The 24,237-nt window shown below is 68.6% G+C and carries 19 protein-coding genes and 2 pseudogenes; 15 read left to right on the top strand and 6 right to left on the bottom strand.

The features are described 5' to 3' along the window. Positions 1 to 51 precede the first annotated feature (51 nt). The 6 genes from PYR91_RS26065 to PYR91_RS26040 all read left to right on the top strand — a co-directional run bounded on the left by PYR91_RS26065 (position 52) and on the right by PYR91_RS26040 (position 5,366). On the top strand, positions 52 to 210 hold the full coding sequence (locus PYR91_RS26065) for a MarR family transcriptional regulator (protein ID WP_279783742.1): 159 nt from the start codon (positions 52 to 54) through the stop codon (positions 208 to 210). 245 nt (positions 211 to 455) lie between these two features. Then, complete coding sequence (locus PYR91_RS26060) at positions 456 to 848, top strand: GntR family transcriptional regulator (RefSeq protein WP_279783740.1); 393 nt, start codon at positions 456 to 458, stop codon at positions 846 to 848. Then, complete coding sequence (locus tag PYR91_RS26055) at positions 845 to 1,735, top strand: ABC transporter ATP-binding protein (RefSeq protein ID WP_279783738.1); 891 nt, start codon at positions 845 to 847, stop codon at positions 1,733 to 1,735. The genes PYR91_RS26060 and PYR91_RS26055 overlap by 4 nt, the downstream gene beginning before the upstream one ends. Then, positions 1,732 to 2,787: an ABC transporter permease subunit gene (locus PYR91_RS26050; protein ID WP_279783736.1), complete on the top strand. Its 1,056-nt coding sequence runs from the start codon at positions 1,732 to 1,734 to the stop codon at positions 2,785 to 2,787. The genes PYR91_RS26055 and PYR91_RS26050 overlap by 4 nt, the downstream gene beginning before the upstream one ends. Further along, positions 2,784 to 4,199, top strand: a complete 1,416-nt coding sequence (locus PYR91_RS26045; protein WP_279783733.1) for a S41 family peptidase — start codon at positions 2,784 to 2,786, stop codon at positions 4,197 to 4,199. The genes PYR91_RS26050 and PYR91_RS26045 overlap by 4 nt, the downstream gene beginning before the upstream one ends. Positions 4,200 to 4,211: 12 nt before the next feature. Next, positions 4,212 to 5,366 carry an alpha/beta hydrolase gene (locus PYR91_RS26040; protein ID WP_279783731.1) on the top strand — a complete coding sequence of 385 codons (1,155 nt, stop codon included), beginning with the start codon at positions 4,212 to 4,214 and terminating at the stop codon, positions 5,364 to 5,366. A 133-nt stretch (positions 5,367 to 5,499) separates the two neighbouring features. On the opposite strand, the gene PYR91_RS26035 is transcribed toward PYR91_RS26040, so the two are convergent. Beyond that, entirely contained in the window at positions 5,500 to 7,134 is a 1,635-nt protein-coding gene (locus PYR91_RS26035) for an ABC-F family ATP-binding cassette domain-containing protein (protein ID WP_279783919.1), read from the bottom strand. Positions 7,135 to 7,522: 388 nt separating this feature from the next. Beyond that, on the bottom strand, positions 7,523 to 8,545 hold the full coding sequence (locus PYR91_RS26030) for a pyridoxal-phosphate dependent enzyme (RefSeq protein WP_279783730.1): 1,023 nt from the start codon (positions 8,543 to 8,545) through the stop codon (positions 7,523 to 7,525). 348 nt (positions 8,546 to 8,893) lie between these two features. Between PYR91_RS26030 and PYR91_RS26025 the strand changes: the two genes are divergently transcribed. Further along, positions 8,894 to 9,232: a VOC family protein gene (locus tag PYR91_RS26025; RefSeq protein ID WP_279783728.1), complete on the top strand. Its 339-nt coding sequence runs from the start codon at positions 8,894 to 8,896 to the stop codon at positions 9,230 to 9,232. Positions 9,233 to 9,294: 62 nt separating this feature from the next. Here PYR91_RS26025 and PYR91_RS26020 read toward each other — a convergent pair whose 3' ends face one another. Continuing rightward, positions 9,295 to 9,693, bottom strand: coding sequence for a RidA family protein (locus PYR91_RS26020; RefSeq protein ID WP_279783727.1), 399 nt, complete (start codon positions 9,691 to 9,693; stop codon positions 9,295 to 9,297). 258 nt (positions 9,694 to 9,951) lie between these two features. Next, on the bottom strand, positions 9,952 to 10,386 hold the full coding sequence (locus PYR91_RS26015) for an RICIN domain-containing protein (RefSeq protein WP_279783725.1): 435 nt from the start codon (positions 10,384 to 10,386) through the stop codon (positions 9,952 to 9,954). Between the two features lie 301 nt (positions 10,387 to 10,687). On the opposite strand from PYR91_RS26015, the gene PYR91_RS26010 reads away from it, so the two are divergent. Continuing rightward, complete coding sequence (locus tag PYR91_RS26010; RefSeq protein WP_279783724.1) at positions 10,688 to 11,158, top strand: SRPBCC family protein; 471 nt, start codon at positions 10,688 to 10,690, stop codon at positions 11,156 to 11,158. 113 nt (positions 11,159 to 11,271) lie between these two features. On the opposite strand, the pseudogene PYR91_RS26005 reads toward PYR91_RS26010, so the two are convergent. Continuing rightward, positions 11,272 to 11,724, bottom strand: a pseudogene (locus tag PYR91_RS26005) (succinate dehydrogenase/fumarate reductase iron-sulfur subunit); the annotation flags it as partial. Positions 11,725 to 11,771: 47 nt separating this feature from the next. Here PYR91_RS26005 and PYR91_RS26000 point away from each other — a divergent pair. The 3 genes and pseudogenes from PYR91_RS26000 (at position 11,772) to PYR91_RS36420 (ending at position 13,542) form a co-directional block, all read left to right on the top strand. Then, positions 11,772 to 12,794: a 2-oxoglutarate and iron-dependent oxygenase domain-containing protein gene (locus PYR91_RS26000; protein WP_279783722.1), complete on the top strand. Its 1,023-nt coding sequence runs from the start codon at positions 11,772 to 11,774 to the stop codon at positions 12,792 to 12,794. Between the two features lie 148 nt (positions 12,795 to 12,942). Continuing rightward, positions 12,943 to 13,059 (top strand): annotated as a pseudogene (locus PYR91_RS25995) (hypothetical protein); the annotation flags it as partial. After that, complete coding sequence (locus PYR91_RS36420; RefSeq protein WP_347943471.1) at positions 13,039 to 13,542, top strand: DUF427 domain-containing protein; 504 nt, start codon at positions 13,039 to 13,041, stop codon at positions 13,540 to 13,542. The pseudogene PYR91_RS25995 and the gene PYR91_RS36420, both read left to right, overlap by 21 nt. Before the next feature lie 376 nt (positions 13,543 to 13,918). On the opposite strand, the gene PYR91_RS25985 is transcribed toward PYR91_RS36420, so the two are convergent. Continuing rightward, complete coding sequence (locus PYR91_RS25985; RefSeq protein ID WP_279783720.1) at positions 13,919 to 15,643, bottom strand: DUF6119 family protein; 1,725 nt, start codon at positions 15,641 to 15,643, stop codon at positions 13,919 to 13,921. Positions 15,644 to 16,094: 451 nt separating this feature from the next. On the opposite strand from PYR91_RS25985, the gene PYR91_RS25980 reads away from it, so the two are divergent. Genes PYR91_RS25980 through PYR91_RS25965 form a run of 4 tightly spaced genes read left to right on the top strand, consistent with a single transcriptional unit; the run spans position 16,095 to position 24,233 of the window. Next, the gene (locus PYR91_RS25980; protein WP_279783718.1) at positions 16,095 to 17,879 is read left to right on the top strand and encodes an N-6 DNA methylase; all 1,785 of its coding nucleotides are present in this window, start codon (positions 16,095 to 16,097) and stop codon (positions 17,877 to 17,879) included. Positions 17,880 to 17,902: 23 nt separating this feature from the next. Then, positions 17,903 to 19,849, top strand: a complete 1,947-nt coding sequence (locus PYR91_RS25975; RefSeq protein ID WP_279783716.1) for a class I SAM-dependent DNA methyltransferase — start codon at positions 17,903 to 17,905, stop codon at positions 19,847 to 19,849. After that, entirely contained in the window at positions 19,846 to 21,090 is a 1,245-nt protein-coding gene (locus PYR91_RS25970) for a hypothetical protein (protein WP_279783715.1), read from the top strand. Before PYR91_RS25975 ends, PYR91_RS25970 begins: the two co-directional genes overlap by 4 nt. Before the next feature lie 2 nt (positions 21,091 to 21,092). Further along, entirely contained in the window at positions 21,093 to 24,233 is a 3,141-nt protein-coding gene (locus PYR91_RS25965) for a type I restriction endonuclease (protein WP_279783713.1), read from the top strand. Positions 24,234 to 24,237 lie beyond the last annotated feature (4 nt).

The following is a 24,237-nucleotide window of genomic DNA, read 5'->3' as shown; positions in this document are numbered from 1 at the left end:
GTATATGCCGACTATCTGACTATCAAGCAAAACGCGCCACTGCTTTGACCGTTGAACCTCACCCGCGGCCCCATGGCCTCCGGCGAGCTGGCCGAGCCGGCCGGCCTCACCCACGGCGCCCTGACCGTCGCCGTCGACCGCCTGGAGAGGGCCGGCTTCGCCGAGCGGGTCCGCGATCCCGCCGAACGCATGCGCGCCACCCGGCTCTGACCGGAACGCCCCCTCCTCGCCCTTCGCCGGCCACGAGCCCGATCGCCACACAGCCCGTCTGACCTCTCAGCCTGGTGGGCCACAGCATGTCGCGGTGCCGACTTTCGCACCCTTCTGGCCGGAACGGCGGCGACGTCCCCCTCCGCACGGTCGCCCGTGGTGAGCGGTCAGCCGAACGCTTTCCTCACAAGTTCCATACATCTAGTAGTCTAAAGTACTAGGACAGTAGATAAATGGAGGAACCGGTGATCGAGTTCCATCTGGATGCCAGGTCGGGCGTCTCTCCGTACATGCAGCTGGTACAGCAGGTACGGCACGCGCTGCGACTCGGGCTGCTGCGCGAGGGCGACCAGCTGCCGACCGTCAAGGAGGCCGTGGCGCGGTTGGCGATCAACCCCAACACCGTCCTCAAGGCCTACCGGGAACTCGAGCACGAGGGCCTGGTCGCCGCCAGGCCGGGGGTGGGGACGTTCGTCACCGCGACCCTCACCGACACCTCGCTGGCCGCGCACGGCCCGCTGCGGCTCGAACTGCAGCGCTGGCTGGCGAAGGCCCGCCGGGCGGGCCTCGACGACGAAAGCATCGAGGCCCTCTTCATGACCACCTTTCGGACCGCCACTCAGGAGGACATAGCGTGACCGCGGTCTTAGAAGCCCAGGGACTGGGCAAGCGGTACGGCAAACACTGGGCGCTGCGCGAGTGCACCGTCGACATCCCGGCAGGCCACGTCGTCGGGCTGGTGGGTCCGAACGGAGCCGGCAAGACCACGCTGCTGAAGCTGGCCAGCGGCCAGCTCGAACCGACGGCGGGCGGCATCGCCGTGCTGGGCGGCCGTCCCGTCAGCGGGCGCGCGCAGCTGGCCAAGGTCGGCTTCGTCGCCCAGGACACCCCCGTCTACGCGGGGCTGTCCGTCGCCGAGCACCTGCGCCTGGGCGCACGGCTCAACCCCCGCTGGGACGCCGCCATGGCGCGGGAGCGTGTCGCGCGGCTCGGTCTCGTCCCCACCCAACGCGCGGGCAAGCTCTCGGGCGGCCAGCGCGCCCAGCTCGCCCTCACCCTGGGCCTGGCCAAGCGGCCCGAGCTGCTGATCCTGGACGAGCCCGTGGCCTCGCTGGACCCGCTGGCCCGCCGCGAGTTCATGCAGGGGCTGATGGAGGCCACCGTCGAGCACGAGTTCAGCGTGGTGCTCTCCTCCCACCTGGTCTCCGACCTGGAACGGGTCTGCGACTTCCTGATCGTGCTCGTCGACTCCCGCGTGCAGATCGCCGGGGAGACCGACAGGCTGCTGTCCACCCACCACCGGCTGACCGGCCCGCGCCGCGACCCCGACCGGCTCCCCGCCGACCAGCACGTGGTCTCCGCGAGCCACACCGACCGGCAGAGCACGTACGTGGTCCGCACCGACGCCCCGATCCACGACCCCGCCTGGACGGTCACCCATCTCAGCCTGGAGGACCTCGTCCTGGCCTACATGGAGAAGCACGTCGCCGACACCCGGCGAGCCGCCCTGGAGGTGCGGCGATGATCTGGCTGACCTGGCGCCAGTTCCGCGGCTCCGCCGCGATGATGGCCACCCTGCTCGTCGTGCTCGTCGCCACCCTGGCCGCGACCGGGCCGAACCTTGCCTCCGGCTACTCCGCCGGAATCGCCGCCTGCACGCGGGACAGCACCTGCGACCGCTTCTACGACCGCTTCTTCGACGACTACCAGCTTCCCTTCCTGGCCGTCAGCCTCATCGTGCTGCTCCTGCCCGCCCTGGTCGGGCTCTTCTGGGGCGCACCGATGATCACTCGCGAGCTGGAGGCGGGCACGCACCTGCTGGTGTGGAACCAGAGCGTCACCCGGGGCCGCTGGCTGGCGGTCAAGCTCGGCCTCACCGGCCTGACCGCCATGGCCGCCGCCTGCCTGTGCGGCCTCGCGGTGACCTGGTGGTCCGATCCCCTGGACAAGTCGGCCGTTCCGGACCTGGCGCTGATGGCCCCCCTGGTGTTCGGCGCGCGCGGCATCGCGCCGATGGGGTACGCGGCCTTCGCCTTCGTCCTGGGCGTGACCGTGGGCATGCTGGTGCGCCGCACGCTGGCCGCCATGGCCCTCACCCTGGCCCTGTTCGCCGTGATCCAGATCGCCATGCCGCTGCTGGTCCGCCCCCACCTGATGCCCCCCGTGACCGCGACCTTCGAGCTCGGCAAGGCGAACACCGACCACATCGGGATAAACCGGGACGACACCACAGCCGTGCACATTGGGTTGAATACCGCTATACCTGGCCAAACCGGCGCCTGGGTGCTCGCCAGCGAACTCGTCGATCCGTCCGGGCGCACGATCGCCGGCAGCGACGCGGACGGCCCCGTCAGGATCTCCACCACGTCGGGGCCCTGCGCACCGGCGGGGCCGACGGGGCCGGGCATGGACGGGTGCCTGGTCGAGATCAACCGGCTCGGTTACCGGCAGCAGGCGACCTACCATCCGCTCGACCGCTTCTGGCCCTTCCAGTGGATCGAGACCGGGATCTACGCCCTGCTCACCGCCGGCCTCACCTGGTTCAGCTTCTGGTGGATCCGAAGGCGCCTGTCATGACCGCCGCCAGGGCCGCCGCCGGGCTCGCCCTCCTCCTGACGGCGGCCTGCACGGCGCCGGCGCCGCCGCGCATCGAGGCGAGCACGGCGGCCGGTATGGCCTGCGCTCGCCCCCAAGGCTCCCCGGGGGCGGAGACGGCCACCACGATCGACGTCGTCGAGCAGGCCTACTTCTGCATCCTGGGCGCCTACTACAGCGGCCCCACGCTCGACGCCCGCTCGCTGCTGACCGCCGGCTTCATCGCCCTGACCCAGGAGCTCAACCGCAACGGCCGCGACGTGCCCGAGGCGACCATGCCCGCGCTGACCGGCGACCGAAAGGCCGACTGGACCGCCTTCGAGGCCGTCTACCGAAAGATCACCGACCAGGTCCCCGACCTGCGCGACCGGCTGGCCGACGTCACCCTCGAAGCCGTCGTGGCCGCCCTCGGCGACAACCACGCCCGCTGGACGCGCGACGTCCAGCGCCACCCCGACCACTACGACGGCGACGGCTACGGCCTGGGTCTCGAAGCGAACGTCAACGGCCGGCAGGCGGAGGCCGACCCCGGCGTCGCCCTGCCCCCGCTGTTCGTCACCGCCGTGCAGGGCGGCGCCGCGCGGGCCGCCGGCCTGCGCCCCGGCGACCTCATCGAGGAGATCGACGGGTCGGCGCCCTTCGTCGACGGCCAGGCCACCCCCGCGATCACCTCCCTGTACCCGCGATACCCCCAAGCCCGCCCGGTGAAGCTGCGGCTGCTGCGGCAGAGCACCGGCCGCCGCTGGACCGTCACGCTCAAGCCCGGCCTCTTCCCCCGCGATCTGGCCGGCCTGCAAGTGGTGCGATCGGAGCTGGTGGACGACGACATCGCCCTCGTACGGCTGGCCGGGTTCTCCCCCGACTCCGCGAACAGGGTCTTCAGGGCCGTCTCCCGGCTGCGCACCGGCCGGACGTTGTCGGGCGTCGTGCTCGACGTGCGCGGCAACGGCGGCGGCAGCCCCGTGGAGGCGACCCGCCTGGTCAGCGCCTTCGTCCACGGCAAGCCCACCGCCCACCAGTGCGCCGTGGACGGCAGGTGCCAGACGATGTGGACCGACGACACCGTCGAGCTGCTCGGCCTGCCGCTGGTGGTGCTCACCGACCGCGGCTGCGCCTCGGCCTGCGAGCACTTCAGCTCCGCGATCAAAGACCTGCGCGCCGGCACGCTGGTCGGCACCAGGACGGCCGGGGTCGTCTCCGGCCCGGCCTCGCCGTACCTGCTCGGCGACAACACCCTGCTGAGCTTCCCCACCAGGCACCACCTGGGGCCCGATCGCGAGGTGATCGACCGGATCGGCGTGGCGCCCGACCACCACGTGCCCCTGACCCCAAAGGACGCGGCCGCCGGACGCGACCCCGCCCTGGCCAAGGCCCTGACCTTGTTGCACAAGTGAATGGACCTCCCCATGAGACAGATCCTCGCGGTGGCCGCGGGACTGGTCGTCCTGGCCGCGTCCGCCTGCTCCGCGCCCACGCCGCCCCGGTCGGCCGCCCCGTCGGTCACGCCGACCGGCCCCGCCACCCTGCCCACCCCCACCGGCCCTCGGCCGGTCGGCACCACCGTCCTGCACCTGACTGACACCTCACGCCCCGACCCCTGGGACCTCGACGCCGACGCCAGGGAGCTCAAGGTCACCCTGTGGTACCCGGCCAAGCGGGGGGACGGGCCACGCGCGCCGTACATGACGCCCAAGGAGTCGGAACTCGTCCTGAAGGGGTCCAGGATCACCGGCGCGCCGTACGACACGCTGAGCAAGACCCACACGAACGCCGTCGAAGACGCCGCCCCCGAGGGGAAGAGGTTCCCGCTGGTGGTGCTCTCCCCCGGCTTCACCAAGCCGGTGAGCACGCTCACGTCCCTGGCCGAGGACCTGGCCAGCCGGGGGTACGTCGTGGCCGGGATCGACCACACCCACGAGAGCTACGCCACCACCCTGTCCGACGGGCGGGTCGCCGAGTGCCTCGCCTGCGACAGCGACACCGACCCGGGGTTCGGCCCGCGAGTGGTCCAGGGCCGGGCGGCCGACGTCTCCTTCGTGCTCGACCGGCTGCCGTCGGAGTGGGACGGTTCCGGGTCGATCGACCGCTCCCGAGTCGCGATGGTGGGCCAGTCGATCGGCGGGGCCGGGGCCGTGGCGGCCATGCTGAAGGACTCCCGCGTGCGCGCCGGGATCGACATGGACGGCACCACCTACGCCCGCATGCCCAAGAGCGGGTTCACCGGGCCGTTCATGTTCCTGGGCACGCCGCAGCACGTCCCTGGGGGCCGCGACACCTCGTGGGACCGCGACTGGAAGCGGCTGACCGGGTGGAAGCGCTGGCTCGTGGTGACGGGCACGGACCATCAGTCCTTCACCGACCTGCCGCTGCTGGCGGGCGCCCTCGGCATCAGGCTCGCCCCCGGCGCCCTGGCCGCGACGCGCTCCGCCGAGCTCACCCGCACGTACGTGGCCGCCTTCCTCGACCAGCACCTCAAGTCGCGGCGGCAGACCCTGCTGGATGGCCCGTCACCGCGCTCCCCGGAGGTCAAGTTCTGCCCCACGGCGTGCGCCACCCTCTGAAGCCGTGGCGCGGGGGCGTACGGCACGAGGGCGGAGACGCCGGCTGCTCGGCAACCCTTCCCGAACCGGCGGGAGCAGATGCCGGAGGGTGGCGGCGAAGGGTTGCCGACGATGGGTGGGATCCGAAGAGGGCTCATGGGTGGGGGCCAGGCAGCTCCAGGCGCGGCCAGTCGGCGAGGTCGCGCAGTAGCTGCCGGTCGTGTGTGGCGACGACGACGGCGGCGCTCGTGTCGCGGATGGCGACGGTCAGCTCGTCGACCAGCGCCGACGACAGGTGGTTGGTCGGCTCGTCGAGCAGGATCAGCCCGGGCCGCCCGGCCAGGGCCAGCGCCAGGTCGAGGCGCCGACGCTGGCCCTGCGACATCCGCCCGACCGGCGTGCGCATCGCGTCGGAGCCCAGCAGCCCGAGCGACCCGAGCGGGACGGCGTCGGCGTCGCGGAGCGCCCCGGCGGCCACCAGCCGTCCCACGTGGCGGGTGTACACGTCGCGGGCGGTCAGCGCGGGGTCCTGCTCGGCGGTCTCCTGGGTGATCCGGGCGACCCGCGCCCCCTTCGCCGTCCAGACGTGCCCGTCCGCGGGCTCCAGCGCACCGGCCAGCACCGCGAGCAGCGTGGACTTCCCGGCGCCGTTCGGCCCCGTGACGAGCAGCCGGTCGCCCCCGTCGAGGGCGAGGCCGACCGGACCGGCGAGCCGCCCGCCGACGGCGACGCCGTGCGCGCGCACGTGCGGTGCGCCCGGCCGGACGTCCAGGTCCGGCCACCGCAGCACGGGCGGCGGCTCCGGCACGTCGATCCGGTGCTCCTCCAAGGCGTCCCGCTGCCGGTTCAGGGCCTGCACGACCCCCGGGGCGCGGGACTGGCGCTGGTGCTTGCCGGTGCCCTTGTCCGGCCGCCAGCCGGTGGAGAGCCGGTCGCGGGCCTTCGACACCGCGTCCCGCAGCCGCCGGTGCTCGGCCTGCTGCTCCTCGTGGTCCTGCTCCCAGCGCTCACGCTCGCGACGCCGGGCGTCCTGCCACGCGTCGTACCCGCCGGCGTACAGCCGGGGCTTCCCGTCGCGGGTCGGGTCCAGGTCGAGAAACCGGTTCGCGACGTCGCGCAGCAGCGCCCGGTCGTGGCTGACGACGGCGAGGCCGCCGTCGTGCTCGCGCAGCCTGCGGGTCAGGAAGTCCAGCCCGCCGGCGTCGAGGTGGTTGGTCGGCTCGTCGAGCAGCAGCACGTCGTGCCGCGCGCCGAGCAGGCACGCCAGCCGCACCCGGTAGCGCTGCCCGACCGACAGCGTCGCCAGGGACCGGTCGCGGTCCGTGCAGGCGCCGAGGGCTTCCAGGGCGACGTCGACGCGGCGCTCGGCGTCCCACGCGTCGAGCCGGGTGGCGGCGTCGAGCGCGGCGGCGTAGCGGTCGCCGGCGGTGGGATCGCCCTCGGTCACGGCGAGGGTCGCCTCGTCCAGCGCCCGGAGGGCCGCCAGTGACGCGGCCAGCGCCTCGGACGTCAGGGTGCCGACGGTCTCGCCGTCCCGCGCGGACAGCTCCTGGCGGGCCAGGCCGATCGTGCCGGCCCGGTGCACGGTGCCGTCGTCCGGCGTGATCAGCCCGGCGAGGACGTGCAGCAGCGTCGTCTTGCCACGGCCGTTCTCGCCGACGACGGCGACCCGCGACCGGGCGGAGACGGTGACCGAGACGTCGTCCAGGACACGCCGCGACCCGCGGCTGACGGTGACGCCCGTGGCGCGGACGTGCGCGCTCTCGCCCGCCTCGACGGGCAGGGACATGGATTGGGGGCCAGGGGTGAGGTTCAACGGTGCTCCGCAGCTCGCAGTCGAGCCGGGCAGCAGCAGACGGCCGCCCGGCGGGAACCGGGACGGCGGGCGCGGACTCAGCAGAGGGAAGGCGCCGCCGTCAGCGGGCGGAACGCAGCCTCTGCGACCAGATACCTAGTGCCATGACGATCACGCTAGCAGCCCCCGCCCCCTCGGCTCATCCGGATTTCCCGTTAGCGGCGCGCCAGTCCGCACACTCGGCGCTCAGTCGTAAACGGTCAGTGCGGGCGCTGCTCCCCCAGTTCACCTGTCGGCATGCCCGGCCGCTGCGACGACCGGCTCAGGGTCCATCGGAACATCGACGTTTCGACGCTTCGCGTGGTGATGGACCCAAGTGGCGCTACGCGTCGAGCAGGTCTGCCAGCCGTGCGGCGTGCGGTCTCCAGTCCAGCCCCTTGCCCCGCGCCCAGGCGTCGTCGTGGCAGGTGCGCAGGTGACGCTCGCCCACGTCGCCGATCACGGTGACCAGGTCGCCGGGCTCGTCCCGGTCGCGCATGCGAACGGCGAGCTCCAGCGCGCCCCACAGGTTCGTCCCGGTGGCGGCGCCGACCGCCAGCCCGGTGACCTGCCGCACTCGGCGGGCGGCGGCCACGCTGGCGGCGTCGGGCACGGGAACGACCAGGTCGACGAGGGAGGCGGCGAATCCCGGCTCCATGCGCGGCCGGCCGATGCCCTCGATGCGGGACGGCATGCCGGTGCCGTAGTCGTCGGCGCCGGCCGCCCAGCCGGGGAAGTAGGCGGAGTTCTCCGGATCGACCACGGCCAGCTTGCCGGGCAGCCGGTGCTCGCGTAGATGACGCCCGACGGCAGCGGAGGTGGCCCCGGTGGCCGCGCCGACCACCACCCACGCCGGGCACCGGTCCACCTGCCCGAACAGCTCCTCCGCCAGGCTCCCGCCCCGCCAGTCGACGCCCGGGGCCGCGCCGTACTGGTCCAGGTAGCATCCGCCCACCCGCTCGGCCAGCCCCGCCGCCTCCTCGTAGATCGCCAGCGGCGGGTGAACGTATCGGCAGGTCCCGCCCAGCCGCTCGACGCCCTCCCCGTTGGCGCCCTTCGGCATGACGGCCGTGTACGGCAGCCCGAGCAGCCGCGCGAAGTACGCCTGCGTGACCGCCATCGCCCCTCCGGCGGCCTCCACCACAGGCGTGCCCTCCACGATCCGCCCGTCGCTGATCGCCGTCGCGAACAGCGCCCGCGCCAGCCGATGCTTCAGCCCTCCGGCCGGCTGCACCGACTCGTCCTTGAACCAGAGCCGCACCCCCCACCCGGAAGGCAACGGAAACGCCCGCAACGGCGTAACCCCGACCCCCGCCCTCTCCTCATCCAGCCGCCCGACCGCCCCGGCCGCCCACCCACTCACCATGAGCTGGAATCTATCCGCTGCCTTCTTCGGGAGATCGCGCTGGATCTGACGCTCTACCGCCGCGTCGACATAGGCCGAGAAGCCACGCGCGCCCACGAGCTCTCTGATCGCCCGGATGTTCCCGTCCGAAGTCGACACCCTCACCTTCGTCGCAGGGCCCTCCCCTGGCCCGTATTCGCTCTCCGGCGATCCCATGCGGAAGTTGTACTACTCGACGTACCTAACCGGCTGCCCGAACGCCGGATCTCCCGAGACGGTCGAAGCATCAGCGCGGCCGGTCGCGACATCTCACGCGATGCGGCTGTCAACAGGTCCACGGAAACCGGCGGGAATCCATAGGATCTCGGCATGGCGCTCGACCTGTTCGCGGGGATTCCCGTCACCGACTACTCGACGGCCCTGAAGTGGTACGAACGGCTGCTGGGCTCGCCGTCGTTCTTCCCGCACGACACCGAGGCCGTGTGGGAGCTGGCGGAACACCGCTACGTGTACATCGTGCAGGAGCCCGGGCACGCCGGCCACGCCAGGCACACGATCTTCGTCGACGACCTCGACGCCCTCGTCGCCCAGATCACCGAGCGGGGCCTCGACCCCGCGAAACGCGAGACCTACGACAACGGCGTGCGCAAGATCACCTACCGCGACCCGGACGGCAACGAAACCGGCTTCGGCGGCGCCCCCCGGTAACCGCCCGGCCAACGCCCGCGCCCGAAGGCGAAGACGATGCCTGGCGGGAGCTGTGCCCTCGCTCACGACGGCGGCCCTGACGGTCGTCTTGCCTCCGCTTCGATCTCGATCTTCATGCGGGGGTCGGCCAGGCCACATACCAGCATCGTGGCGGCTGGGCGGACCTCCGCGAAGTAGTGGCGGAGGACCGGCCAGCAGGGTTCGAAGTCGTCGCGGTCCGGCAGCATGAAACGCACGCGGACGACGTCGGCGAAGGTGCAGCCCGCTTCGGCCAGTGCGGCGCCGATGTTCCGCAGGCACTGCTCAGCCTGTTCCACCACGTCGTCGGAGATGGTCATGGTCGCGTAGTCGAAGCCGGTCGTCCCCGACACGTGCACCCGGTCGCCGTCCACCACGGCCCGCGCGTAGCCGATCTGCTCCTCGAACGTCGAACCGCTGAGAATCGCCCGTCGCTCCGTCACACGCCGAACGCTAGGCCAGCCGCCGTCGAGCCGTCGAGCCCGGCGGGCCCCGGAGGTCTCCGGTAGGTGGTCGGTCGGCCAAGACGAACCTGAACACCGGAGACCACGTGGCCACCTCAGCGGAGACGAGACGATTCGACCTGAACGATGGGCAGTGGGCAGTGCTGGAACCGGTGCTACCCGCGCATACGCGGCCAGGCCGGGCATCGCGGTTCGGGAGGCGGCGGTTGATGACGGGATCCGCCGGAGTGATCGGCGCTATGACTCACACTCTTCGAAGAACCACATCTGGTTCTGCCCCTGCCATCTTCCCCATACCGCTATCCGCGTTCCCGGGTCGGAGGACCCGTGGTTCGTGACTTCGAGATCTTTCTTGCTGTCGGGGACACACAAGCGGCAGGACTGCGCGACCGCCTCTTCCTCCCACACATGCCACTCGAACGGGGATTCCCGCAGAAGGGCGCCGTCGTCATTCTTCGGCTGAAGACCGGTGGTGCTGAGGTAGGTGCCTGTTCCGACGTTCCGCAGGGTCCACCGCTCCCCGATCCGGTTGAGCTGCCACTTCTGGGTGTCGCTGTCATTCGAAGGATTTCCGACGGCATGGGCCGTGCCGCCGTCCTGGGCCATATCGATATAGGTGCCGGACTTCGCGTTCCGTATTCTGTAGACCTTTTCCGATTCGATGTCAGTCAAGTTGCGCGCCCTTTCCCCGTGCCGGCAACGACTCTGAACCTCCTTGATCCTTGAGTTATCTTGCCGCACATGTCCTTTCCCGACCACTTACCGGGCGGCAACGTTCGACAGGTGCCCCCTACGGATCCCGAGCCCGCTCGACGGCGGATCGCGCGAGAGCGCCCTCCCGCGCGACCGGAGGCCCCGCGTCGGCGGCTCCGGCGCTGGAGCGCGGAACAGCGAAAGGCCCGCACCATCGCGGAGCGGACGCCATAGGGGATGAAAAGAGGTCGACGACCTGTCGCGGCCTTAGGATTCGCGCATGCCGCGCTTCGAGGTCGTCACGCATGTCATCGCGTCGCCGGGTACGGTTTTCGATCTATCGCTGGATGTGGGGCTCCACACCGCCTCGATGGCGGAGTCATCGGAGAAGGTCGTCGGTGGAGTGACCGCCGGTCGCTTGAAACTCGGCGAGAGCGTCACTTGGCAGGCACGGCACTTCGGCGTCCGGTGGCGGATGACATCCGCGATCACCGCTTACGACCGGCCCGGGTTCTTCGTCGACGAGCAGGTGTCCGGCCCATTCAAGCAATGGCACCACGCTCACCGGTTCCAGTCGGATGGCCATGGCGGCACGGTGATGCGCGACGTCATCGACTTCGCCGCACCGCTTGGCCCTCTCGGGACCATCGCTGAAGTCCTGGCCCTCCGCCGCTACCTGCCCAGGCTGATCCGAGCCCGGAACCAGCACATCAAAGAGGTCGCCGAATCCGCTCCAAGGGCCGAGTCATGATCCGCCCGTTACTTCGGTCAGCTGAAGGCCACTACCAGCATCGGGGAGCGAAGGGGGCCGGTAGGCCCCCTTGGAGATATAGCAAGGCGAAGACCGTGCCGTAGCCGGAAGCCCTACCTCGCGGCCTTCAGGTAGTCGGCGTTCATCTGGGCTATGGCGTCGAGGGGGATGCCCTTGGGGCAGACGGCGGTGCATTCGCCGGTGTTGGTGCAGCCGCCGAAGCCTTCCAGGTCCATCTGCTCGACCATGGCGACCACTCGGGAGTCGCGTTCGGGCTGGCCCTGGGGCAGGAGGCCCAGGTGGGTGATCTTGGCGGCGGTGAACAGCGAGGCCGAGCCGTTGGGGCAGGCGGCTACGCAGGCGCCGCAGCCGATGCAGGTGGCGGCGTCGAACGCGTCGTCGGCGTCCTCCTTCTTGACCGGCATGCTGTGCGCGTCCGGGGCCGAGCCGGCGGGGACGGAGATGAAGCCGCCGGCCTGGATGATGCGGTCGAAGGAGCCCCGGTCGACCACCAGGTCCTTGACGACCGGGAAGGGGGCCGCGCGCCACGGCTCGATGGTGACGGTGGCGCCGTGCTGCGCGACCTGATCGACACCACCCCTGGGAGAACCGCATGACCGCCCAGATCCCCGTCGTCGACCCGCGTCTGGCCATGAGCGAGGACGCCCCGCGCGAGCTGCTCGACTCGATGCGCGAGGCCGCCGAGCGTGTCGGCATCATCCAGGTCGTCGGCCACAGCGTGCCCGAGGAGCTGATCGACGGCTTCCACGACGCCATCGGGCGGGTGCTCGCGCTGCCGCGCGAGGAGAAGGCCGCGCTGGCCAACTCGACCGGCCACCCGTTCCGCGGCTGGCGGCAGTGGCCGGACGACTTCGGCCGGCTGGAGCTGGAGCGCTTCAACATCGGCCAGTTCGACAGCGTCGAGCAGGCCGTGGCAGCGGGCCTCCCCGAGGAGTACGCCCACCTCTATTCGCACCCCGACGTGTGGCCGGAACAGGAGCCCGAACTGCGCGATCTCACCAGGCGCTACCACGACGCCTCGGTCGGGGTAGCCGAGAGGGTGCTGGAGCTGTACGCGCGGGTGCTGGACGTGCCGCCGTCCACCTTCCCGGTCTCCGGGCGGCCGTACTACACGAGCTTCGTCGTCAACGACTACCCGACCTGGACGCTCGGCGACGCGGCCACCGACGAGGAGAAGCTGCTCCTGCTGGAGCACGCCGACGGCTCGGCGCTCACCGTGCTGCACCAGCGCGGCGACTACGCCGGCCTGCAGGGCCAGGCCCCGGACGGGAGCTGGATCCCGGTGCCGATCGTCCCGGGAGCGCTCCAGGTGTTCTCCGGGCATATCTTGGCGAAGTGGACGAACGACCGGCTGACCGCCGGCCGTCACCGGGTCGTCGCGGACGGCACCGTCGCCCGCCGGTCCACGGGTGTGTTCTGGCACCCGAGCCTGGACACCGTTATCGAGCCGCTGGCCCCGTTCGTGGGCCCGGACGGCACCGGCCACGAGCCGCACCTGGTGTGGGACCGGGCGAAGAACCAGGTCGAGGACTACCTTCAGGTCTTCGGGCGGCCCGACCAGGTGGCGGCTTGGCGCGAGCGCCGGCCGTACGTCGCCGAGCTGTCGGAGGTCTGAGATGCCGCACAACGGAACGTTCAACTGGGAACCCGGCGAGCGTTGGGTGCGCGGGTACAGGGGGTCCGCCACCGTGGTGGACAGCCGGCGGCCCGTGCTGGTCTGGGAGTCCGCCCACCCGGTGCCGCGCTAAGCCTTCCCCGACGACGACGTCCGCACCGACCTGCTGCGCCCGGCCCAGAACCCGCCCGCCGGGACGCACGAGGGCGCGACGGTCTTCTACGACCTCGTGGTCGACGGCGAGGTGGTGCCGAACGCCGCCTACCGCTACCCGGACCTGCCCGGCCACATCGCGGTGGAGTGGTTCCAGCGCACCGGCACCGTGCTGGACCGGTGGCTGGAGGAAGAGGAGGAGGTCTTCGTCCACCCCCGCGACCCGTACAAACGGGTCGACCCGATCCCCAGCTCCCGCCACGTGCGGGTGGAGATCGGCGGCCGCGTGGTCGCCGAGACCGGCCTGCCCACCCGCTACTACATCCCGCCCGCCGACGTGGACTTCACCCAACTGGAGCCCACCGACACCCACACCAGATGCCCCTACAAGGGCATCGCCTCCTACTGGCCACTACGCGAACCGATCGAAGGCACCCCACCCGACGTGGCCTGGGCCTACCCCGCCCTGATCCCCGCAGCCTCCGTGATCAAAGACCACATCTCCTTCTACAACGAGGTAGTCGACATCGCCGTAGACGGCGAGAAGCTCCCCCGCCCAGTCACCCTCTTCACGCAACGCCTCGCCGAGTCGTAATCGCGAGCCTTCGGGACCCGCCGGACCCGGGTCCCGGAGGCCCGTGCGGTCCGGCCGAGCTTCCGCGACGGCATAACCGCATTGACCGGCATTGCGGACGGCGGGCGATCTCTCGAATTTCCGCCAGGACGGGTCTCCCACTGACGATCGGGCGCCGGGCCTGGCTGGAAAGGAGAGCCGGGGAGACGGGGGGCGGCGATGGGGAAGCATGTCCACGACACGAACCCGAGCCCCGACAAGTTCCGTTCCGGCGGTGCTCTACACCGTCAGCAACCGTGATCGTGGCTTCGTGAGCCAGCCAAGGGCTGCTTTTCTTAAGCGGTACAGGCTGCGTGACGGCTTGGCGGCCGTCAAGAAGACGGTCCGCTTCTCCCTCTTATGTGATCATCCCGGTGGCTGAGGTCCGGGAGATGGAGACGATCTCCACGCGCACGCCCATCCCCTCCAGAGCGGTCACCGCATGCAGCAGCGAAACCTTCGCGAAGGCGAACAGGGAGTCCGGGGTCAGCGGCACCCCGTCCTTGAGCAGGATGCCGTAGACGAGGGTCAGCGACCTGAACGTCCTGTCCAGGGTGTGGTCCGGGGCGAGCTCGTCGACCTTGGCAAGGAACTTCTCCTGGGCCTCGGTATCGAAGCGCAGAGTTTCCATGGCGACGCGGCCCTGCGCGAAGAGGTGGTTCAGCTCGGCGGTCGCTTCGGCCTTCTTCACGCAAATGAACTGGCCGTCAGGCCCCAGCCCGTCGCAGATCTCGAGCCCGCCGCCGCGCAGACGTGCCGTGTGCACGGTGTCCTTGTCGAGCAGCACGTATCCCTCCCGAGCGGCGACCTGCTGGTTGTACCAGCCCTCGTCGTTCTCCTTGGGGTTGCTGCCTTTAGGCCAGGGCGGCATCGTGACCGCGGTGGGACGGGCGAGGAGTTCGGCGATCCGCTGCTCGATGACGACGAGGTACTCCGCACCGATCTCGTACCATCGCCGCTGCCAGTAGAAGTAGTGGAAGCTCCCCTCGGACACCTCGGCGGTGAGCCAGTGGTCGGCGGGGACCTTGCTGCTGATCAGCTCGTTTCCCTCAGTGTCGGCGAACATTTGGATGCGCCCGTCGCGCAGATCCCGCAGGCGGCTCCCTGGCTGCCGGTGCCGGACGGCTTCGACGAGCTGGTCCATCTCAAGTTCGGTGTGGTACTGGGAGCGGCCCCCGAGCGTCACCTTGAAGGACTCCGCGGAGTCGTATCGGTCCCGGCAGACGCTGGGCACGGCGAGCGCGATGAGGGCACGCTCGTCCCCGCCGAGCATGGCGTCGAGGCGCTCGTCAAGGCGCTGGACCTGCTCGCATTTCGGGAGGAGCGGCCGGACCTGGGCGATGAACTCGAACTCCGGCAGCGGGCTGGGCTGTGCGCAGACCTCCTCGATCCGCTGGAGATCGTGGAGCAGGGAGGTGGGTGTGCTGCCGAGGGGCAGTTTGACCGAACGGTCGTTACCGGTGATGTGCGCGGGCCGGGTGCGGTCCTTGGTGAAGGTGAGCGGGACGTTGGCGATCTGGCCGGAGATCTGACTGACGATCTCTCCGAACTGCTCGATGCCGAAGCCCCGGATGTTCTCTCCGCCGGTGGCGGAGTTCTCGTCGGTCCGGCCCCGCGCGTCCATGACCTGGCGTCGAACCTTGGTGATGCGATCGGCGTCCAGGCAGCGGATGGCGAGCTCGATGCCGAATCCGGGGTCGATCCGGGCCGGGTCGATCATCAGGTGGCCCATGCCGTACGTAAGGCCGTAGATCGCCTGCTCGGTGCGGATCAGGAGGAGAGCGAGGGTCGTCTGGTTCTCCTCGGCGACGGGGTGCCCGCTCAGGGCGCTGAGAGGGTCGCACCAATCGGCGGGGCCGGGGGCGATCGTGCCAGTGACGAGGAGCCCGGCGAGGCCCTCGTGGTCGACCTTGCGGGCCTGAAAGCCTTCGCGGTCCAAGTAGCGGGGGAGGACGAACGAGCGGAGGTCCACGCGTGCGCCCGGGTCTGCAGTCCGCAGGCGATAGAGGGAGGTCTTGCGGGTGATCGGCGGGGTCGTGGCCTTCACGGCGGCGACCGGGACGTTGTGGTTCTCAGCGCTCATGTCAGTCCTCGTCTGAGGTGCAGGGACCGGGTGGTCCGGACAGCTAAGGAAGTGCGGTGCGCCTTGGGCCAGGCGTAGGTGCGATGCGACGCGCACACCGGTTCTGGGTGCGTTGTCGCCGTGGCCGGAACCCCCTGCACGGACGGACCGGCCCAGATAGGGCCATGTTCTCTCCGGTGCTATCCGGCGCTTCTTGTACCTGGGGCGTGGCCTGCGCGCCCCAGAAGAGGTGGGAGCAGATGTTCTCTGCCACGGATCGGCTGACCGAGGACGCCTCTGGGTGCCTGCCGGGGCAGACACCATCGGGCATCATCCGCGGCTCGCGGCGGTTGGTATGACGACTATCACTCTTGTGGGTGTGAACGTACCACATCTTGTTGGCATCCATGACAATGCTCACCAGTGCTAACAAGACCTTGGATTGGTACGTATCTCGCTGTATGGTTGCCCCATGGGTATTGGGGAGCACGATGAGGTGACAGCGGCGGCGATTGCGCGGCTGGCCGGCGTCAGCCGTGCCGCCGTGGCGAACTGGCGCAGGCGCTATCCGGAGTTCCCTAAGCCGGTGGGTGGCAGCGAGCACAGCCCGACGTTCTCCCTGGACGAGGTCGAGGTGTGGCTGAGGGCGACAGGGAAGGGCGACCAGCTGTCAACGGCCGGGCGGACCGAGACCGGGACGCAGCGGGTCGACGGCCCTGTTCCGTTCCCCAGCGGCTCGCCCCACGCGTGGGAGAGAAGCGATCTCGGTCGGTTGCCAGAGCAGGGGCCGGAGCGCGGCGTCGCTGACTTGACCTCGGGTGAGCTGCTGGCCAGGGTGATGGCGTCGCTGCTGCCGCATTCGACGGCTTCGGCCGGATCGACCGGCGACTGGGACGCGGATGTGCCCGTCGCGCTGGATCCCGCATGCGCGGAGGCGACGCTTCTGCTGGCCGTCGCTGACCGCTTCGGCACTGGGGTTAGGCTGGCCGGACAGGAGATCCGGCTGTCGGCTACTGAAGCGGCCGTGCGGAGGTTGAGCGACAACCCTCTCGGCACTTTGTATGAGATCCACACCGGCGACTCCCTGCTGGAAAACCAGCTTGACGGGTATCTGGGTGCGGCGGCGGCCGTCGTCTGCGAGCCGCCCTTCGACCTGCCGCAGTGGCCCTCGGCCGAGCTGGCGACCGATCCGCGCTGGGAGTTCGGCACCCCGGCCCCCCGCGACGCGGAACTGGCCTGGGTCCAGCACTGCTACGCGCACCTGCGGCCGCGCGGCGTGGCCGTCGTCGCGGTGACACCGCGCACCTGCGTGCAGCCGTCGGGGCAGCATATCCGCGCGGCACTAGTGCGCTCCGGCGCGCTCCGCGACGTGATCGCGCTGCCGAAGGGTATGGGCTCCCTCCCCGACACCGACGTCTACCTCTGGGTCCTGCAGCGGCCCTATGGAGCTCCCGACCATCGAGAAGTCCGGATGGTTGACCTGTCTGGACTGGGCGCCGCCGCCGACGTCCCGCACGAGTTCGCCGCCTGGGAGCAGCTGTTCGGCGACGCTGACCCGACCGTGTCCCGTGCGGTCCCGCGCCTGGAGCTCCTCGACGGCGATGCGAACCTGTTGCCGTCCCGCCATGTCACTACGCGGGTCGAGGCGAGCGTGGATGACTTCGCCCGCGTCACCGACCGACTGCACGCCCTCCATCTGCGAGCGGTCCAGGGCCTGCCGCGCTTCACAGCGCCGACGGCGCCGACCCGCCGCTCGTCCGTCACCCTCGGCGAGCTGGAACGCGCCGGGGTGTTGACGGTGAGAGCCCGCGACGACACCCCGCGTGCTGGGGACGTGCTGCTGCGGACTCTCGGCCGCCCACCGGTCGTCGCGACCGGCACCGCCGAGGACGACACCGGGGTCGCGCAGATCATCGAGATCGACTCCGGCCGGTTGGACGCGTACTTCCTGGCGACCTTCCTGCGAGCCGACGCGGGGGCGCTCCCGGTGGCCAATACCCTGGGCGCGCTCAACCGCGATGACCTTCGTCGCTGCCGTGTTCCGCGGCTGCCCCTGGCCGAGCAGCGGCGCTATGGCGATGCGTTCCGCCATCTGCTGGAGCTGGAGGTTGTGCTCGCGGCGCTGGAGAGAGCGAGCACGCACGTGATTGAACAGACCGTGTACGGACTGATCGCCGGCGTTCTGGCACCCGAGTTCACGCTGATGAAGAACACTGATGACACGAGTGCCGCTGATGAGGAGAAGAGAAAGCTGTGACCTCGGGACCCAGTCATACCAAGATGGCGGCCGATATCTGGTCGGTGGCCGATCTGCTGCGCGGCGACTACAAACGCCACGAGTACGGCGGAGTGATCCTGCCGTTCACGCTACTGCGCCGCCTCGACGCGGTGATGGCCCCGACTCGGCAGGCCGTACGCGACCGCGACGCCGCACTCACCGTTCAGAACAAGCAGAAGCTACTGGAGCTCGCAGCGAAGCTACCGTTCTATAACACCTCGCAGCAGGACTTCTCGACGATAGCGGGCGACCCGCAGAACGTCGCAAAGAACCTGCGTGACTACATCAATGGATTCTCCCCGAACGTCAGGACGATCCTGAGCCGGTTCGACCTGGACAACGAGATCACCCGCCTGGCGGGCGCGAAGATCCTCTACGCGGTAGTCGGGAAGTTCGCCACGATGCGCGACCTCGACCGGCTCAGCAACCACGACATGGGCTACGTCTTCGAGCACCTGATCCGGAAGTTCGCCGAAGACTCCAACGAGACCGCCGGTGAGCACTTCACTCCGCGTGAGGTCATCAAGTTGATGGTCAACCTGCTGATCGCCCCGGACAAGGACGCCCTCGCCGCAGACGGCCAGGTCATCAACATCCTCGACCCGGCCTGCGGCACGGGGGGGATGCTGACCGCTGCCGAGGAGCACATCAAGTCGCTCAACCCGGACGCCACGGTCTACCTCTTCGGCCAGGAGCTCAACGCGGAGTCGTGGGCGATCTGTGAGGCAGACATGCTCATGCGCGAGCAGCGCGGCACCATCCACTTCGGCAACTCTTTCAGCGAGGACGGGCACCGGGGCCGGAAGTTCGACTACATGCTGGCCAACCCGCCCTTCGGCGTGGAGTGGAAGAAGGTCAAGGACGCGGTCGAGGACGAGGCCACGTTCGGTCATGCGGGCCGCTTCGGTGCGGGGCTGCCGCGCATCAACGACGGCTCATTCCTCTTCCTGCAGCACATGCTCGACAAGATGGACCCGGTCGAGGGCAAGGGGTCGCGTCTGGCGATCGTCTTCAACGGTTCCCCGCTCTTCACCGGCGCTGCCGAGTCCGGCGAGTCGAAGATCCGCCAATGGATCCTGGAGAACGACTGGCTGGAGGGCATCGTCGCCCTGCCGGATCAGCTCTTCTACAACACCGGCATCTCCACCTACTTCTGGATTCTCTCCAACCGGAAGACCGAGAAGCTGCGCGGCAAGGTGATCCTGCTTGACGCTCGCGACCAGTGGGAGAAGATGCGCAAGTCCCTCGGGGACAAGCGCAAGCAGGTCAGCGGCGACCAGATCAAGCACATCACTGAGCTGTACGTCGATGCGGTGAAGGTCGCGGCGGATGCCGAGCACCCGGACCACGCCAAGGTGAAGATCTTCGGCACCCGTGATTTCGGCTACCACCGCATCACTGTGGAGCGTCCGCTCAAGCTCCGGTTCGAGATCACCGAGGACACCCTGGACGCACTGGGCAGCGCGAAGGCCCTGGCCAAGTGGGACGGACGCGATTCGCTTGCGGAGGCACTGCGCAGTGTGATCGGCACGGTTTGGTGGACGAAGAAGGATGCCACGAACGCCCTGCACCGGGCAGTCGTCGACAGCGGAGCCCAGTGGCCCAGCACCGCCGCGCTGATGAAGGCGGTCTGGGGCGCGGTCGCGGTCTCCGATCCTGAGGGCGAGGTCCAGAAGGATAAGGACGGCACAGTCCTGCCCGACCCAGACCTGCGCGACTACGAGAACATCCCGCTCGACGAGGACATCAAGGAGTACTTCGCCAGGGAAGTCACCCCGCACGTCCCGGATGCGTGGATCGACCACGACAAGACGAAGGTCGGCTACGAGATCCCGTTCACCCGGCACTTCTACGTCTACACCCCGCCCAGGCCGCTCGCTGAGATCGACGCCGAGCTGCGCGAACTGGAAATGCAGATCCAGAAGCTCCTGGGGGAGGTGACGGGATGAAGAAACGCCTTCGCTACGTAGCCCAGGTCAACCCGCTGAGCCGTCGGTTCGACCGACTTGCTGACGATGACCTGGTTCCGTTCCTACCTATGGAGAATGTTTGGCCGGGAGACAGGCTCGATCTGAGTCAGATGCGGCCCAAGTCAGCTGTCGCTGTTGGCTACACACGGTTTCAGTCGGGTGATGTCGTAGTGCCGAAGATCACTCCAACTTTCGAAGCTAGTCGATCGGTATTAATCCCAAATCTCCCTGACTCAGTTGGTACGGGGACGACCGAGCTTCATGTTGTCCGACCTGGTTCGGAGATCGATCCGCGTTACCTTCTCTACATATTCCATTCACATGATTTTCTTAAGCTAGGCGAAGCGGAGATGTATGGCGTCGCTGGACAGAAACGCGTTCCTGACGATCTGATCAGGGACTGGACCTTCGATCTTCCGAATCTTGATGAGCAATGCCGCATCGCCGACTTCCTCGACGCTGAGACAGCGAAGATGGATGAAATTAGTTCTGTTGTTGCTTCTGCAATGCGAACTCTCTCCGAAAGGAGTGCAAGCGGACTTTGTGAGGCTTTCGCTGGCGATTCAAGTGGGGTGCGAGTCTATCAGCTTCGCCGGGTGGTGGAGAAATGGATAGATTATCGTGGGGCGACCCCGACCAAGACCCTTTCAGGCATCCCTCTTGTCACTGCCCGAAATATCGCTGACGGTGCCATCAATTTGAGCGCCTCTCCTGAATTTGTTAGCGAGGAGTCATACAACTCGTGGATGGTCCGAGGGCTTCCGCGGGTCGGCGATGTTCTCTTGACTACAGAAGCTCCCCTCGGTCAAGTCTCAATGATTACGGATCCTTCCGTTGCACTGGCACAGCGGATAGTCCTTCTTCGTGTCGATAGATCAATTTTGCCACCAGAATGGCTATACTGGTATCTGCAATCGCCTCAGGGTGGATTTGAGCTTGCATCAAGAGCGACAGGGTCTACTGCTTTGGGAATCAAAGTTGATCGTTTGCGCTCGGTTCCCATCCCTGTCTACGAGGACGCGGAGATGCGTAAACGTCTTCAAGTGATCATCGGATTCGATACTCACGTCAAGGCGCTGAGGCATTCAATGCTCCAGCAGCTCACTCTCCTCGCCGAGCGCCGTCAGGCGCTCATCACCGCTGCCGTTACCGGGCAGATCGATATCACGACCGCGCGTGGAGCCGACACGTCTGGTCTCTCCCCGGCTGGAAGTGTGTAGGCATGACGCCTGGGGTGCACGGCGAGCGGACGTTCGAGGATCGGGTCGAGAGGGAGCTGCTCGACCGTGGTTGGTCGCGGGCGCAGGGGACGTTCAACGTCGACCTGGGGCTCGACACCGGGGAGATGTTCCGCTTCATCGGGGTGACGCAGGGGAGGAAGTGGGGCCGCCTCGTTGGGTTCTACGGGGGTGACCAGACTGCGGCGCAGCGGCAGTTCGCGCAGCGGGTGGCTGCCGAGGTCGACGCGCGTGGGGTTTTGGACGTGCTTCGGCAGGGGGTGCGGGACCGGGGGGTGCAGATCGACCTGGCGTACTTCCGGCCCGGTCACACCCTGGCCGCCGACGCCCTCGCGGAATACGACGCGAACGTGCTTACGGTTGCCCGGCAGGTGCATTACAGCGTGCGGCACCCGAAACGCTCGATCGATATGGCGCTCTTCGTCAACGGGCTCCCGACCGCAACGGTCGAGCTGAAGAACCCGAACACCGGGCAGAATGCCGACCACGCCATCACGCAGTACCGGCGGGACCGGGACCCAAACGACGTGTTCCTCTCCAAGCGGGCCCTGGTCCATTTCGCGGTGGACCCCGATCGGGCCTTCATCACCACGCGACTACGCGGGGCCGACACGCAGTTCCTGCCGTTCAACATCGGCTCCAACGGGCCCGGCCGGTCTGGCGGGGCGGGGAACCCGGCGGCCAAGCCAGGGTCGTACAGCGTGGACTACCTGTGGGAGGAGATCTGGCAGCGCGACAACTGGCTGGAGATCCTGCACCGGTTCGTGCACATCCAGGTGCCGGACCGGAAAGGCGTGAAGCAGAACCCGCACACTTCGCCGAAGGTGTTCCCGCGCTACCACCAGTGGCACGCGGTGCAGAAGATGGTCGACCACGCGCGGGAGAGCGGGGCCGGGCATCATTACCTGATCCAGCATTCGGCGGGCTCGGGAAAGTCGAACACGATCGCCTGGCTGTCACACCGGCTCTCGAATCTCTTCGACGCGGCCAACCAGCCGGTGTTCGACAAGATCATTGTGATCACCGACCGGGTGGTGCTCGACCGGCAGCTACAGAGGACCATCTTCCAGTTCGACCACACCCCCGGCGTCGTCAAGAAGATCGATGTGGATTCGACGCAGCTCGCGGCAGCCCTCGGAGACGCCACCTCGAAGATCGTCATCAGTACCCTGCAGATGTATCCCTTCTTACTGAAGAAGATCGTCGACATGGGGTTGTCGGGCAAGCGATACGCCGTCATCATCGACGAGGCGCACTCCTCGCAGGGTGGGGAATCCGCGATCCAGCTCAAGCAGGCGCTCGGGGCGAACGCGACGCCGCGGGAAGAGGACGAGGACGACGCGACGTACATGACGCGGGTGCGCGGCAGGCAGCCGAACCTGTCGTACTTCGCATTCACCGCCACGCCGAAGTCGCCGACGCTGAAGCTGTTCGGAAGCTTCGACCCTGCGCGGGTGAACCCCCGCACCGGCGAGGTCGGGATGTATGTCCCCTTCCACATCTACTCGATGCGGCAGGCCATCGACGAGGGCTACATCCTGGACGTGCTGGCCAACTACATCACCTACGACACGAAGTGGCGGCTGCGGAACGCGGCCGTCGAACAGAACGAGTCGCAGATCGCCAACCCGGAGGTCGACGCCGGCAAGGCGAAGGCGCACCTGGTCCGTCTCGCGGAACTGCACCCCAAGTCGCTGGAGCAGAAGGCCCGGCTGATCGTCGACGACTTCCGGGAGAACCTCGCCGGACGGCTCGGCGGGCGGGCCCGAGCCATGGTGGTCACCAGCGGGCGGCAGCACGCGCTCGATTTGTACCAGGCGATTCGCAACTACGTCTCCTGGCGCGGATACACCGACTGCGGCACGCTTGTCGCGTTCTCCGGGCAGCTGAAGGGCGACGCCGGCCTGGAGTTCACCGAGTCGCAGCTCAACGGCTTCCCCGAGGGGCAGTTGCCGGACCGGTTCGCGTACACCAAGGCCGACGACCCCCAGGCTGCCGCGCGCAACCAGGACGAGTACCGCCTGCTGGTCGTTGCGGACAAGTATCAGACCGGGTTCGACCAACCGTTGCTGTGCGGGATGTACGTCGACAAGCCGCTGACCGGGGTCACCGCGGTGCAGACGCTCTCCCGGCTGAACCGGATCCACCCGCTGAAGTCGCAGGACGACGTGCACGTCCTGGACTTCGTCAACCAGGCCGCTGACATCCAGGCCGCGTTCTGGGATTGGTTTGAGACGACGATCACCGAGCCCAGCGACCCGAACCTGCTCTACACCAAGCAGCGCGAGGTGATGGAGTACGAGTTGCTGGTGGCCTCGGAGATGGAGGCGTTCATCCGGGTCCTGGCGGCGGCCGGACCGGGCCGGTTGCCCGAGGCAGCCGAACGAAAGCTCCACGCCGAGTTGCACGAATACCTCAAGCCCGCGTTGGACCGCTTCGACGCGCTGGACACCGACGACGAGCGGGAGGGTTTCCGGGGCGCGCTCCAGGACTACGTGCGCGCCTACAGCCTCATCGCGCAGATCGTCGACTGGGGTGACCGGGACCTCGAACGCCTCTACCAGTACGGCCGGATCCTGCTGCTCCGGCTCCCCGGACGACCCTCAACCTCCATCGACATAGGCGACGCGGACCTGAGCCACTTCCGGCTGGAGCACACCGGGCGGCACAACGTGTCGCTGTCGGCGGTCGGCGACCGGGCCGTGCGGGGCCATGCCGCTGACGGTGGCGGCTACCGGGAGCCGGAGGTCAAGCCGCTGTCGGAGGTGATCGAGGAGCTGAACGACCGGTTCGGCCTCGGCCTGGGCACCGCTGATCAGATCCTGATCTACCAACAGGTCGTCGGCCTGGTCGAGGACACCGGGATGCAGCAGATCGCGCTGATGAACGACGAGGCCCGGTTCGGGCAGGTCGCCGACGACCGGCTCGACAACATCGTCGCGGAGAACGCCGAACGTAACACCGCCTTCATGAAGATGTATTTCGATAACAACGAGTTCCAGAAGGCGATCAAAGAGGCTGCCCGCAAGCGCGCTTACCGGATCATCACCGAGCCCGCCCGGGATGAGGCGCTGGCCAAGCTCCGCGCGGAGATGCAGCGGGAAACCGGCGGCCTGGCCGGGTAGGAGT

Origin of the sequence: Sphaerisporangium sp. TRM90804, assembly GCF_029846175.1 — a bacterium.
Lineage (GTDB): Bacteria > Actinomycetota > Actinomycetes > Streptosporangiales > Streptosporangiaceae > Sphaerisporangium.
The sequence above is the reverse complement of the archived record's forward strand: the minus strand, read 5'-3'. Positions and strand labels throughout refer to the sequence as shown.

Coding starts and splice junctions, on each gene's coding strand:
- PYR91_RS26050 (WP_279783736.1), top strand. CDS start 1,732: ATGATCTGGCTGACCTGGCGCCAGTTCCGCGGCTCCGCCGCGATGATG.
- PYR91_RS26045 (WP_279783733.1), top strand. CDS start 2,784: ATGACCGCCGCCAGGGCCGCCGCCGGGCTCGCCCTCCTCCTGACGGCG.
- PYR91_RS26040 (WP_279783731.1), top strand. CDS start 4,212: ATGAGACAGATCCTCGCGGTGGCCGCGGGACTGGTCGTCCTGGCCGCG.
- PYR91_RS26035 (WP_279783919.1), bottom strand. CDS start 7,134: ATGTCCCTGCCCGTCGAGGCGGGCGAGAGCGCGCACGTCCGCGCCACG.
- PYR91_RS26030 (WP_279783730.1), bottom strand. CDS start 8,545: ATGGTGAGTGGGTGGGCGGCCGGGGCGGTCGGGCGGCTGGATGAGGAG.
- PYR91_RS26025 (WP_279783728.1), top strand. CDS start 8,894: ATGGCGCTCGACCTGTTCGCGGGGATTCCCGTCACCGACTACTCGACG.
- PYR91_RS26010 (WP_279783724.1), top strand. CDS start 10,688: ATGCCGCGCTTCGAGGTCGTCACGCATGTCATCGCGTCGCCGGGTACG.
- PYR91_RS26000 (WP_279783722.1), top strand. CDS start 11,772: ATGACCGCCCAGATCCCCGTCGTCGACCCGCGTCTGGCCATGAGCGAG.
- PYR91_RS25985 (WP_279783720.1), bottom strand. CDS start 15,643: ATGAGCGCTGAGAACCACAACGTCCCGGTCGCCGCCGTGAAGGCCACG.
- PYR91_RS25980 (WP_279783718.1), top strand. CDS start 16,095: ATGGGTATTGGGGAGCACGATGAGGTGACAGCGGCGGCGATTGCGCGG.
- PYR91_RS25975 (WP_279783716.1), top strand. CDS start 17,903: ATGGCGGCCGATATCTGGTCGGTGGCCGATCTGCTGCGCGGCGACTAC.
- PYR91_RS25970 (WP_279783715.1), top strand. CDS start 19,846: ATGAAGAAACGCCTTCGCTACGTAGCCCAGGTCAACCCGCTGAGCCGT.
- PYR91_RS25965 (WP_279783713.1), top strand. CDS start 21,093: ATGACGCCTGGGGTGCACGGCGAGCGGACGTTCGAGGATCGGGTCGAG.